At 72.4% G+C, this 12,034-nt stretch carries 11 protein-coding genes and 1 riboswitch; of the genes, 6 read left to right on the top strand and 5 right to left on the bottom strand.

From position 1 onward, the window contains the following. Positions 1–54: 54 nt before the first annotated feature. From KHP12_RS35330 to KHP12_RS35320, 3 genes are all read right to left on the bottom strand, one after another. Positions 55–1,155, bottom strand: a complete 1,101-nt coding sequence (locus KHP12_RS35330) for a prenyltransferase/squalene oxidase repeat-containing protein (RefSeq protein WP_086886597.1) — start codon at positions 1,153–1,155, stop codon at positions 55–57. Next, positions 1,152–1,886, bottom strand: coding sequence for a class I SAM-dependent methyltransferase (locus KHP12_RS35325; RefSeq protein ID WP_037947107.1), 735 nt, complete (start codon positions 1,884–1,886; stop codon positions 1,152–1,154). Before KHP12_RS35325 ends, KHP12_RS35330 begins: the two co-directional genes overlap by 4 nt. Before the next feature lie 113 nt (positions 1,887–1,999). Then, positions 2,000–3,340, bottom strand: a complete 1,341-nt coding sequence (locus KHP12_RS35320; RefSeq protein WP_210609217.1) for a glycosyltransferase family 4 protein — start codon at positions 3,338–3,340, stop codon at positions 2,000–2,002. 392 nt (positions 3,341–3,732) lie between these two features. Between KHP12_RS35320 and KHP12_RS35315 the strand changes: the two genes are divergently transcribed. Both KHP12_RS35315 and KHP12_RS35310 read left to right on the top strand, forming a co-directional pair. Beyond that, complete coding sequence (locus tag KHP12_RS35315) at positions 3,733–4,347, top strand: TetR family transcriptional regulator (protein WP_044576156.1); 615 nt, start codon at positions 3,733–3,735, stop codon at positions 4,345–4,347. A gap of 229 nt (positions 4,348–4,576) precedes the next feature. Beyond that, on the top strand, positions 4,577–5,197 hold the full coding sequence (locus KHP12_RS35310) for a response regulator transcription factor (RefSeq protein WP_182470612.1): 621 nt from the start codon (positions 4,577–4,579) through the stop codon (positions 5,195–5,197). A 50-nt stretch (positions 5,198–5,247) separates the two neighbouring features. Here KHP12_RS35310 and KHP12_RS35305 read toward each other — a convergent pair whose 3' ends face one another. Continuing rightward, the gene (locus tag KHP12_RS35305) at positions 5,248–5,481 is read right to left on the bottom strand and encodes a ferredoxin (RefSeq protein ID WP_086883605.1); all 234 of its coding nucleotides are present in this window, start codon (positions 5,479–5,481) and stop codon (positions 5,248–5,250) included. Further along, positions 5,481–6,947, bottom strand: a complete 1,467-nt coding sequence (locus tag KHP12_RS35300) for an aldehyde dehydrogenase (protein ID WP_211834074.1) — start codon at positions 6,945–6,947, stop codon at positions 5,481–5,483. Before KHP12_RS35300 ends, KHP12_RS35305 begins: the two co-directional genes overlap by 1 nt. A 183-nt stretch (positions 6,948–7,130) precedes the next feature. Between KHP12_RS35300 and KHP12_RS35295 the strand changes: the two genes are divergently transcribed. The 4 genes from KHP12_RS35295 (at position 7,131) to KHP12_RS35280 (ending at position 12,013) form a co-directional block, all read left to right on the top strand. After that, positions 7,131–8,183, top strand: a complete 1,053-nt coding sequence (locus tag KHP12_RS35295) for a Strvi_7410 family MBL fold metallo-hydrolase (RefSeq protein ID WP_086883607.1) — start codon at positions 7,131–7,133, stop codon at positions 8,181–8,183. A 102-nt stretch (positions 8,184–8,285) separates the two neighbouring features. Next, entirely contained in the window at positions 8,286–9,800 is a 1,515-nt protein-coding gene (locus KHP12_RS35290; protein ID WP_086883608.1) for a cytochrome P450, read from the top strand. Positions 9,801–9,865: 65 nt separating this feature from the next. After that, positions 9,866–10,432: a GNAT family N-acetyltransferase gene (locus tag KHP12_RS35285; RefSeq protein ID WP_086883609.1), complete on the top strand. Its 567-nt coding sequence runs from the start codon at positions 9,866–9,868 to the stop codon at positions 10,430–10,432. Positions 10,433–10,463: 31 nt separating this feature from the next. Then, positions 10,464–10,538: riboswitch (cobalamin riboswitch) on the top strand. Between the two features lie 173 nt (positions 10,539–10,711). Then, positions 10,712–12,013, top strand: a complete 1,302-nt coding sequence (locus tag KHP12_RS35280) for an SCO2321 family membrane protein (protein WP_086883610.1) — start codon at positions 10,712–10,714, stop codon at positions 12,011–12,013. The last annotated feature ends 21 nt before the right edge of the window (positions 12,014–12,034 follow it).

The raw sequence follows: 12,034 nt of genomic DNA, 5'->3' as shown, positions 1-12,034 counted from the left end.
ACCCCATCAGGGCACCCGGCAACGAATCGCGGAGGAGCAGCGCCCGGCCACGGCCTAGGCGCAGCAGTCCGAGTCCAACCCACGCGGCAGCCCCTCGCCACCGAAGACGGCCGTCGTCGCCTCGTCACCGCCCAGCGCCGCCACGGCGAGCAGCAGCGACCCGGCCGTCCACGTCGTGCGCTCCTCCGGCCACACCGCGTCGTCCTCGAAGACGTAGCCGGTCCAGTACATGCCGTCCTCGGCGCGCAGCGTCGGCTGGATCCACCGCAGGATGTCCACCGCGCGGTCGGACTCCCCCATCGCCCAGAGCGCGAGCGCCAGTTCGCAGCTCTCGCCGCCGGTGACCCAGGGGTTGGGCGAGACACAGCGCACCCCGAGTCCGGGGACCACGAAGCGGTCCCAGCCCTCCTCGATGCGCTCCTTGGCGGCCGCGCCGGTGACCGCGCCGCCGAGGACCGGGTAGTACCAGTCCATCGAGTAGCGGTGCTTGTCCAGGAACCGCTCGGGGTGGTGGCGTATGGCGTGGCCGAGCAGCCCGGCCGACAGCTCCCAGTCGGGCTGGGGCTCCTCGCGGTGCTCCGCGATGGCCAGCGCGCAGCGCAGCGCCTGGTAGACGGAGGAGGAGCCGGTCAGCAGGGCGTCGGAGTCCACGGTGCCGTCGGCGCGGTGCCGCCAGCCGATCTGGCCGCCGCTCTGCTGGAGCCCGAGCACGAACTCGATGGCGGCGAAGACGGTGGGCCAGTTCTGGTCGAGGAAGGCGTCGTCGCCCGTGGAGAGGTAGTGGTGCCAGGCACCGACGGCCACGTAGGCGCAGAAGTTGGACTCCCGGCCGCGGTCGGTGGGGTCGGTGGCGGCCACGCCGTCCGGGGTGTCGGGGTAGGCCGCGTACCAGGAGCCGTCGGGGTTCTGGTGCCGGGCCAGCCAGCGGTAGGCGGCCGTGGCGCGCTCGTGCTCGCCCGCCGCGTCCAGCGCCATCGCGGACTCGATGTGGTCCCAGGGGTCGAGGTGGTGGCCGCGGAACCACGGTATGGCGCCGTCCGCGCGCTGGACGGCGGCGATGCCCTCGACCGTGCGCAGCACCTGCTCGGGGCTGAGCACCCCGGGCAGCGCGAGCCGTTCGGTGCGGGGGCCGGGGCGCGGTCCGAGCGCCGTCACGCCCGGTCCTCACGCGGGGCGTGGGGCTTGGTCGCGTACGCCACGAAGCTCTTGCCGATGACGGGGTTCAGGGCGCGCTCGGCGAGCCGCGTGGCCAGCGGCTTCTTCATGATGTCCCACACCAGCAGCTGGTGGTACGCGCGCACCGGCAGCGCCTTGTCGTTGTCCACCCCGAAGGCGCACTTGAGCCACCAGTAGGGGCTGTGCAGCGCATGGGCGTGGTGGGTGCCGTACGGCCGCAGTCCGGCCTCGCGCATCCGCTCCAGCAGCTCATCGGCGCGGTAGATGCGGATATGGCCGCCCTCGACCTCGTGGTAGGCGTCCGACAGCGCCCAGCAGACCTTCTCCGGGCCGTAGCGCGGCACGGTGACGGCGATCCGGCCGCCGGGCCTGAGCACCCGCACCATCTCGGCGAGCACGCCCTTGTCGTCGGGTATGTGCTCCATCACCTCGGAGATGATGACCACGTCGAAGCTGTCGTCGGGGAAGGGCAGGGCGAGCGCGTCGCCCTCCATGGCGGTGGCCGTGGCGCCCGCCGGGGCCTCACCGGCCTCCTTCATGGCGGCGAACCACTTGGCCACCTCGCGTATCTCCTCGCCGTTGCGGTCGAGCGCCACGACCTGGGCGCCGCGTCGATAGCACTCGAAGGCGTGCCGTCCGGCGCCACAGCCGAGGTCGAGGACGCGATCGCCGGGGGCGAGGGGGAAGCGGGAGAAATCGACGGTCAGCACGGGGGGTCTGCTTTCGTCCGGCGGATTCGTGAGGCGGGAGAGGAGGTCGGGGGGCGAGAGAGGTCGGGGGGCGAGAGAGGTCGGGGCGGGAGTGACACGGGGTGGAGCGGGGCTCAGCGGCGGGCGGCGGTGCGCGCGGCGGCGCCGATCGCCTGGCGGTACTGCTCGACGGTGCCGCGCGCGGCCTGCTCCCAGGTGAAGCGCCGCAGCACCCGTTCCCGGCCCGCCGCGCCCAGCCGCCGTCTGAGGTCGGTGTCGCCCAGCAGCCGGGTCAGGGCCGCGGCGAGCGCGTCGGCGTCGCCGGGCGGTACGGCCAGACAGGTCTCGCCGTCGGCCCCCGCGACCTCGGGTATCGCGCCACCGGTGGTGGCGACCAGCGGGGTGCCGGTGGCCATGGCCTCGGCGGCGGGCAGCGAGAACCCCTCGTACAGCGAGGGCACACAGGCGATCTGGGCGCCGCGCACCAGGTCCACCAGTTCGGCGTCGCTGATGCCCTTGACGAACTCGACGGCGTCCTCGAGCCCGTGGCGCGCCATGGTGGTGGCCACCGGCCCCTCCTCCGGCCGCTTGCCGACGACGACCAGATGCGCCTCGGGGTTCTCGGTGCGGACCTTGGCGAGCGCCTCGATCAGATGCACCAGGCCCTTGAGCGGCACATCGGCGCTGGAGGTGGTGACGATGCGGCCGGGGGTCTCCGGGACGGCGGGGTCGGGCGAGAACAGGCCGGTGTCCGCGCCGATGTGCACCACATGGATCCGGTCCGGCCGCACCCCGAGGTCCTCCACGATCTCCCGGCGGGAGGAGCCGGAGACGGTGAGCACCGAGGGCAGCCGCCGGGCCACCCGCTTCTGCATCCGGGTGAAGCCGTACCAGCGGCGCACGGAGAACCGGCGCTTCCAGCCCTCGGCGGCGTCCAGCTCCAGCTGCCGGTCGACGGTGATCGGGTGGTGGATGGTGGTCACCAGCGGGAAGCCGAGCTTCTCCAGGCCCAGCAGCCCGTAGCCCAGGGTCTGGTTGTCGTGGACGACGTCGAACTGGCCGGGGCGCGCCGCGAGATGACGGCGGGCGCGCAGGCTGAAGGTGAGCGGCTCGGGGAAGCCGCCGGTCCACATGGTGGAGACCTCCAGGGCGTCGATCCAGTCCCGGTACTCCTCCCGCCGGGGGGTGCGGAACGGGTCGGGCTGGCGGTAGAGGTCCAGGCTGGGCAGCTCGGTGAGGGTGACGCCCTCCCCGGCGTCGAGCACCGGGTACGGCTGGGCGCCGATGACCTCGACGGTGTGGCCGAGCCGGGCGAGTTCGCGGGAGAGATGGCGCACATAGACGCCCTGGCCCCCGCAGAACGGATTCCCCTTGTAGCTGAGCAGCGCGATGCGCAGCGGCCGTTCCTCGGCGGCGGTGGGGGGTGCTGCTCGAAGCGGGTCGGCCCCGGTCTCCTGCGCGGCCTCTGCGGTCACTCGCGCCCCCTCCTTGGTGCAGTTCAGCGGGAGCGTATCCGCTTCCGTTTATCTAGAACAAGTTTCACTAACGCATCCCCTGAGGAGTCACGAAGATACCTGCCCCCGGCGACCGCTCCAGGGCCGGGGCAGGTGATCCCTACCACTCGGTAGCCGGGACCTGAGGAGAAGTTGACGGCCGGGGTGCGCACCGGGTGCAACCCCCGCCGGCGCGACCGCCGGCGCCGCGCGGCAGCAACCTGCCCCAACTGCGCGGACACGGGCGCTTCACGAAGGACCCGCGCTAGCCTAGAACGAGTTCCAGTGACTCGCAGGCCCGGGACGGTCCTGCCATCATGCACGATGTCCGCTTGTCGCCGACCCGCAGACGCAACACATTCGAAGTGGGACAAATGACCGCAGAAGTCAAGCCGGCCGCCCTCCAGCTGACCGAGCGGCAGGAGGCGCGCCGCCGGCGCATCCTGCACGCCAGCGCCCGGCTGGCCAGCCGAGGCGGCTTCGACGCGGTCCAGATGCGCGAGGTCGCGGAGAACTCCGGGGTGGCGCTCGGCACCCTCTACCGCTACTTCCCCTCCAAGGTCCATCTGCTGGTCGCCACGATGCAGGATCAGCTCCAGCACATGCACGAGACGCTGCGCAAGCGGCCGCCGACCGAGGAGGAACCGGCCGCCCGGGTCGCCCAGACGCTGATGCGCGCCTTCCGCGCGCTCCAGCGCGAACCCCATCTGGCCGACGCGATGGTGCGCGCGCTCACCTTCGCCGACCGGTCGGTCAGCCCGGAGGTGGACACGGTCTCCCGGCTCACCACCGCGATCATCCTCGACGCGATGGGCCTGGACGAGGCTCCGACGGCCGAGCAGCTCTCGGCGGTCCGCGTCATCGAGCACACCTGGCATTCGGCGCTGATCACCTGGCTCTCCGGGCGTGCCTCGATCGCTCAGGTGAAGATCGACATCGAGACCGTCTGCCGGCTGATCGACCTCACCGCCCCGACCCCGGCCCGATAGCCGGACGGACCCCGGCCCGATAGCCGGACGGACGGCACACCAACAGGGGCGCGCGCGCCAATTCCTGCGCCCCTTCGAGCTTCTGGACGGGGTTTATGCGCCCTCGCGCCCCCCATTGGCTCAAATTCCGCGTTCAGCCCCTGCCCAATCCCGGTATTCATGAACGGCGCGCGACAGAGCGACAACGGCGCGCGACGAGAGAAACGCATCGTGGGGGGTGGAGAAGTTCGTGATCCGGTTACTTCTGGTACACGAGTCAGGATTGCTGCGATCAGCCCTGGCATCCGTGATAGGGGCCGAACCAGACATCGAGGCGGCAGCGTGCTCCTGGCGCGACGCGCGTAGCAGAGCCCGTTCCTTGCAGCCGCAGGTGTGCGTGGTGGACACGGACAGCCCGGCGGCCGACAAGGCGGCACGGAAGGGCGAGTGGGGGAAGTTCGTGGCCGCCGCCTCTCGGGAGGGCGGGGACTGCGGACTGCTGGTGCTGGTCAACTCGGAGCGGCCGGGCCCACTGCGCCGCGCGCATGAGGCCCGGGCGCTCGGCTACGTGGACAAGGACGCACCGCCGCAACGGCTGGTCGAGGCCATACGGCAGGTGGCGAAGAAGGAGCGGTACGTGGACGACGCGCTCGGCTACGGCTTCCTCCAGGCGGCCAAGATCCCGCTGACCGAGCGGGAGTTGGGCGTGCTGTCGCTGGCCGCCGACGGCGCCTCCATACCGGAGATCGCCCGTACGCTGCACCTGTCCACCGGGACGATCCGCAACTACCTGGCCGCGATCACCCGGAAGACCGGGGCGCGCAACCGCGTGGACGCCATACGGATATCGCAGTGCGAGGGCTGGGTCTGATATCGCGGTACGAGGGCCGCTGACCCGGCGGGCGGCGGCGGCCAGGAGAGCTACTCGTCGGGGGGAAAGACCTGCTCACCGGTTTCCGACAGCCGGATGACGATCGCCTCGACCGGGCAGCCCTCGGCCGCCGCGAGCACCGCCTCGGAAGCGTCGGCCTCCGTCTCGACCGGATGCGACTGCCGCGCCCCGTCGAGCCGGAAGCCGCCGGGGGCGGTGCTCACGCACATCCCCGAGCCGATGCACACGCCGCGGTCCACCTCGATCCGCCAGCGGTCCCCCATCAGCTCGGCTCCCCGTCCCAGCCCTGGGGCAGGTGGATCATCTTGTGCTCCAGATACGCGGAGAACCCCTCCGGGCCGAACTCCCTGCCCAGACCGGAGTTCTTGTAGCCGCCGAACGGCCCGAGCATGTCGAGGCTGAAGGTGTTGACCGAGTAGGTGCCGGTGCGGACGCGCCGTGCGAAGTCGATGCCGTGCCCGACGTCCGCCGTCCAGACGGAGCCGGACAGCCCGTACTCGGAGTCATTGGCGATCCGGGCCGCCTCCTCCTCGTCCCCGTACGGCAGCAGACAGATCACCGGGCCGAAGATCTCCTCACGGGCGATCCGCATGTCGTTGCCGACATCGCCGAAGAGCGTGGGCTCCACGTACCAGCCGGTCCGCTGGGCCTCCGGACGGCCGCCGCCGGTCAGCACCTTGGCGCCCTCCCGCTGCCCCAGCGCGATGTAGTCCAGCGACCGCTGCTGCTGCCGCCGCGCCACCAGCGGCCCGACCTGAGTGGCCGGATCCAGCGGGTCGCCGACGACCAGGGCGGAGGCGGCGGCCGCGAACCGCTCGGCGATCTCGTCGTAGCGGGCGCGCGGCGCGAGGATCCGGGTCTGGGCCACACACGCCTGACCGTTGTTCATCCAGGCGTTGGGCACGATCCCGGCGACGGCCGCCTCCAGGTCCGCGTCCGGCAGGATCACCGCGGCCGACTTGCCGCCCAGCTCCAGCGTGACCCGGGTCAGCCGGCGCGAGGCCACCTCCATCACCCGCTTGCCGGCCGCGACCGAGCCGGTGAACGACACCTTGTCCACGCCCGGGTGGCCGACCAGGTACTCGCTGACCTCGCGGTCGGCCGGAAGGATCGACAGCACCCCCTCGGGCAGCCCCGCCTCGGCCGCGATCTCCGCCAGGATGTAGGAGTCCAGCGGTGTCTCGGGGGACGGCTTGAGGATCACCGAGCACCCCGCGAGCAGCGCGGGCGCCAGCTTCGCGGCCGCCACGAACTGCGGTACGTTCCACGGCACCACGGCCGCGACCACTCCGACCGGCTCCCGCCGCACCAGCAGCGGGCCGAGCACCCCGGCCCGCCGCTCCTCGAAGACGAAGTCGCGGGCCACGGTGATGGCCGCGTCCCACACCATCATCGCGCCGAGCGCCTGGGCGAGGACGCTCCAGGAGTACGGGGAGCCGTTCTGCGCGCTGATGACCCGGGCGATCTCCTCATGGCGTACGGCGATGGCGTCCTTGATCCGGGTGACCACCGCGATCCGCTCGTCCAGGCTCGTCCGGGCCCAGGGGCCCTCGTCGAACGCCGTCCGCGCCGCCGCGACCGCCCGGTCCACATCGGCGCGGGAGGCGTGCGGCACCCGGCCGATGATCTGCTCGGTGTGCGGCGAGACGACCTCGATGGTGTCCTCGCCCGCCGGATCGGCCAGCGCGCCGCCGATGAAGAGCTGCCCGTGCTCGATGAGGTCGTTCATCGCTGATGCCTTCCGGCCGATGACTGAGGGGGTGGGTCTGGCTGAGGGGGTACGGGTATGTGCGGTGGGCCCGCCCGGGGGCCGGGACCGCCATGGGAGGCGGCCAATATCTGACGCTGCATCAGAACTGATACCAGTTCTCGCTATAGTGGGCAATGCTTGTGTCGAGGAGAGGGGGAGCCGATGGCGCAGGTGACGCGGGTGACCGACCATGGCGGTGGAGTGTGGAGCATCCCGGTCCCGATCCCCGACAACCCGCTCGGGCACACCCTGGTCCACCTCCTCGACACCGATCGCGGCCCGGTCCTGATCGACACCGGCTGGGACGACCCCACGGCCTGGGACACCCTCACCGCCGGGCTCGCCGCGTGCGGCGCCTCCGTCTCCGACGTCCACGGCGTCCTCGTCACCCATCACCATCCCGACCACCACGGGCTGTCCGGCCAGGTGCGGGAGGCGTCCGGGGCGTGGATCGCCATGCACACCGCCGACGCCCAGGTCGTCCGGCGCACCCGGGAGGCCGAGCCCTCCCGCTGGCTGGACTATCTGGAGGAGAAGCTCGCCGCGGCCGGGGCGCCCGAGGAGCATCTGGCCCCGCTGCGCGCCACCCGCGCGTCCGGCCGTACGAACCTCCCGGGGCAGCGGGCCGCGCTCCCCGACCGCGAGATCGTCCCCGGTGAACTCCTCGATCTGGCGGGCCGCCGGCTGCGAGCCATCTGGACCCCCGGCCACACCCCCGGCCATGTCTGCCTCCACCTCGAAGAGGCCCATCCGGCGGCCGGGGAGGGCCTGCCCGGCCATGGCCGTCTGTTCTCCGGTGACCATCTGCTGCCCGAGATCACCCCCCATATCGGGCTCTACGAGGACCCCGACGACATGACCGTCACCGACCCCCTCGGCGACTACCTCGACTCCCTCGAACGCGTCGCCGCCCTCGCCCCGGCCGAGGTGCTCCCCGCCCATCAGTACGCCTTCACCGACGCCCCGGCGCGGGTGCGCGCGCTGCTGGACCACCATGAGGAGCGGCTGTCCGGGCTGCTGGCGCTGCTCACCACTCCGCTCACCCCGTGGCGGCTCGCCGAGGCCATGGAGTGGAACCGCCCGTGGGAGCAGATCCCCTTCGGCTCCCGCAATATCGCGGTCTCGGAGGCGGAGGCGCACGTGCGCCGGCTGGTGAAGCTGGGCAGGGCGGAAGCGGTGCCGGGTAGCAATCCGGTGATGTACCAAGCGATTTGAGTGACGCATGGGGTGCCGGTCCGACAAACCGGAAGCTAGCCTTACCGGCCTGGCGCACACCCGCGCACACCCCCCGTGACAGCCGTATCAGCAGGAGCATGCGTGACGAGCCCCACCCGTGATTCCGACCCGACTCCAGGTCCGACGGCCGACCCGACGCCGCCCCCGGGCTGCCCCGCACACTCCGGTCAGGCCCCGACCGGGGCAGGGCTCGAGTCGCTGCACGGCCCCGAGTTCGCCGCCGACCCGTCCGCCACCTACGCCCGGCTGCGGGCACACGGGCGGATCGCGCCCGTGGAGCTGGCGCCCGGCGTCCCCGTCTCGCTCGTCACCAGCTATCAGACCGCGCTGGACATCCTGCGCGGCCCCGAGACGTTCTCCAAGGACGCGCGCCACTGGCAGGCGCTCACCGATGGCACCATCCCCATGGACAACCCCGTGGTGCCGATGATGATGTACCGGCCGAACGCGCTGTGCAGCGACGGCGAGGAGCATCACCGGCTGCGCGCGGCGATCTCCGACACCCTCGACCGCCTGGACATCCACGCGCTGCGCCGCTACGTGGAGCGGAGCGCCGACTTCCTGATCGACCTCTTCGGCCCCAGGGGCGAGGCCGATCTGCTCAAGGAGTACTCCGCCCGGCTCCCCCTGCTCGTCTTCAACCAGCTCTTCGGCTGCCCGCCCGAGCTCAGCGACAAGCTGGTCCGGGCGCTCTCGGCGCTCTTCGACGTCACCGAGGACTCCGAGCAGGCCAACGCGCTCCTCGCGGAGACCCTCTTCCAGCTCATCGCCCTCAAGCGGGAGAATCCGGGCCCGGACATGACGTCCTGGCTGATCGCCCACCCCGCCGAGCTCACCGACGAGGAGCTGATCCACCAGATCGTCGTCCTCGTCGGCGCGGGCACCCAGCCCCAGCAGAACCTGATCTGCAACGGGCTGTTGCTCCTGCTGTCCGACGAACGGTTCCGGGGCGATCTCGCGGGCGGCACCATGCTGATCGAGGACGCGCTCAACGAGGTCCTGTGGAAGGACCCGCCGCTGGCCAACTTCTGCGTCCACTACCCGCGCCACGACGTCACGGTCGACGGAATCCGGCTGCCCAAGGGCGACCCCGTCGTCATCAGCCTGGCCGCCGCCAACAATGACCCGTACCTGCTCTCCAACCGGCGCGGCAACCGGGCCCATCTGGCGTGGAGCGCGGGCCCGCACACCTGCCCCGCGAAGGACCCGGCCCAGCTGATCGCCTCCGTCGCCATCGAGAAGCTGCTCGACCGCCTGCCCGATCTCGAACTCGCCGTTCCCGCCGAGACGTTGGAGTGGCGACCCGGCCCCTTCCACCGGGCCCTGGCCGCGCTGCCGGTGCGCTTCCCGCGGACCGCCGCCAAGTCCGACGAGGCACTGGCCGAGATGGCGGCGGCAGCGACCGCGGCCATCTCGGGTGCCGTGGGCCGGACGCCCACGGTCGCCCGCGCGGACGCCCCGGACGAAGGCTCCGGCGAGACCCCGGCCACCGCGTCCACCACCACGGAGCCGCGACCGGAGCCCGAATCCGGCGCCGAGCACGAGGCCCGGCGCCGCTGGTGGAAGTCCCTGGCCCAGTGGTGGCGCCGCGGATAGCGGAAGCTGTCGGGCCTGAGGACTCGGATTGCCGGGTGGTGCCCGGCCGCGTAGCGTCGCGGCGCATGACCCCGACGCTGCGCACCGCGCGCCTGCTGCTCGAGCCGTACCGGCCCGAGGACGAGGACGCCTTCGTGGCGCTGTTCCAGGACCGGCGGGTGTGCCGCTGGCTGGGGGACGGGAGGCTCGCCCAGGAGGCCGAGGACCGGGCGCTGTTCGGGCGGATCTTCACCAAGGTCTACGCCCGGCGGCTGTTCGACGTATGGGCCGTCCGCGAGGACGGCCGGTACGTCGGCCACGCCGAGCTCAAGCCGACCGAGGTCGTCGGCGGCCACGAGATCGTCTACGCGCTGGCGCCGGAGGCGTGGGGACGCGGCCTGGGGACCGAGCTGACCGGGGCGATCGTCGGCCACGGCTTCGGCACGCTCGGGCTGAGCGAGGTGCACGCCACGGTGATGGCGGCCAACGAGGCGTCGCTGACCCTGCTCACCCGGCTCGGTTTCACGCACCGACGTGATATCGAGGAGGAGGACGGCACGACGACGCGCTGTCTCGCGGTCGTCCGGGACGACGGTCGTTTCGGGGACCGTGAGCGGTGGGCGGCTGACGGCGCCCGACAAGTCGGCGGATAAGCTGTCCGTAAACTTCATACGCGTCCGATCGGGGGAAGCCGGTGTGATTCCGGCGCTGACCCGCAACCGTGAGCACGCCCCGTGGGGCGTACGAGCCGGAACACCCGGGCGGGCGCGACGACGCAGGCTCCCGCCGCCGGACGACCGGTGGCGGCACCGTCGAGGTATGCGGAGCTGAGCCGGGTGCCAGGCGTGCCGCGGAGCGTTCCGCGTGCGGCGCGGCTGGACGGCCGTGCGCGGCTGCGTGCGCCCGTCCACCGACCGAGAGGCACCACAGCCATGAACATTCGCCGCAGCGTGGCGGCTCTTTCCCTCTGCGCCGCACTGGGCGCGGCCGCCGCGCCTGCCGCCGTGGCCGACGACGGCCAGGCCGGGCGTGCCGAGGGGCTCTACGGCGCCAAGGACCCGAAGTTCGACGGGGTGTGGCGGCAGTCGCTGGCGCTGCTGGCCCAGGACGCGGTGGGCGTCACCCCGGCGAAGTCGGCCATCGACTGGCTGGCCGGACAGGGGTGCGCGGACGGCGGCTTCGCGGCGTACCGCGCGGATACGTCCAAGGCGTGCGACCCGAAGAAGGGCGAGTTCACGGACGCGACGGCGGCGGCGGTCCAGGCGCTGGCCGCGGTGGGCGGCCGCTCCGGCACCGTGGAGAAGGGCATCGGCTGGCTGAAGCGCCACCAGAACGAGGACGGCGGCTGGGGCATGAACCCGGGCGGCCCGAGCGACGCCAACTCCACCGCGGCGGCGATCGGCGCCTTCGCCGCCACCGGCCAGGATCCGGCGAAGGTGACGTCGGCCTCGGGCAAGAGGGCCGCGGGCAAGGGGGCCTCGGGCAAGGGCGGCAAGACCCCGTACCACGCACTGCTCGGCCTGCAACTGGACTGCTCGGCGAAGGCCGAGGAGCGCGGGGCGTTCGCGTACACCGCGGCCAAGGGCAAGCCCGTCGCCAATGAGCTGGCCACCGCGAGCGCCGCGCTGGCCGCGCAGGGCAAGGGCTTCGTCTTCGAGACCGTCGGCAAGGACGGCGGCGCCGAGCCGAAGCCGCTGCGCTGCGAGAAGGGGAAGGACGGGGCCGACGCCCCGAAGGACGCCGCCGAGGCCGCCCTGGCCCACCTCACCCGCGTCATGTCCGACACCGGTATGCACCTGAAGTCCGCGATGCCCGGCGCCAAGGACCAGCCCGACCTCGGCGGCACGGCCGACGCGGTGGTGGCGCTCGCCGCCGGGGAGCACAGCGCGGCCGCGGGCAAGCCCCTCCAGTGGCTCCAGAGCAAGGACAGTGGCACGGCGGCCTGGGCCAAGGGCGACCCCGGCGCCCTCGCCAAACTGATCCTCGCGGCCCACGCGGCCGGTGCCAACCCCCGCGACTTCGGCGGCGCCGACCTCGTCCAGCAGCTCAACGCCACCGGCCCGAAGCCCGAGGCGGCGGCCCCGGGCGCGGAGTCGGACGGGAACGGCAAGAGCGAGGAGAAGAAGGACGACGGCGGCGGGGTCGGCGGCGTCTGGTGGACGGTCGGCGTCTGCGCGGTCGCCGGCATGGGCATCGGCTTCCTGCTGAGCGGCCGGAAGAGGCGACAGCTTTGACCCCGCGCACAGATGTGGCAC

Source organism: Streptomyces asiaticus, assembly GCF_018138715.1.
Classification (GTDB): Bacteria; Actinomycetota; Actinomycetes; order Streptomycetales; family Streptomycetaceae; genus Streptomyces; species Streptomyces asiaticus.
The sequence above is the reverse complement of the archived record's forward strand: the minus strand, read 5'-3'. Positions and strand labels throughout refer to the sequence as shown.

Coding starts and splice junctions, on each gene's coding strand:
- KHP12_RS35300 (WP_211834074.1), bottom strand. CDS start 6,947: ATGAACGACCTCATCGAGCACGGGCAGCTCTTCATCGGCGGCGCGCTG.
- KHP12_RS35295 (WP_086883607.1), top strand. CDS start 7,131: ATGGCGCAGGTGACGCGGGTGACCGACCATGGCGGTGGAGTGTGGAGC.
- KHP12_RS35280 (WP_086883610.1), top strand. CDS start 10,712: ATGAACATTCGCCGCAGCGTGGCGGCTCTTTCCCTCTGCGCCGCACTG.
- KHP12_RS35305 (WP_086883605.1), bottom strand. CDS start 5,481: ATGGGGGACCGCTGGCGGATCGAGGTGGACCGCGGCGTGTGCATCGGC.
- KHP12_RS35285 (WP_086883609.1), top strand. CDS start 9,866: ATGACCCCGACGCTGCGCACCGCGCGCCTGCTGCTCGAGCCGTACCGG.
- KHP12_RS35315 (WP_044576156.1), top strand. CDS start 3,733: ATGACCGCAGAAGTCAAGCCGGCCGCCCTCCAGCTGACCGAGCGGCAG.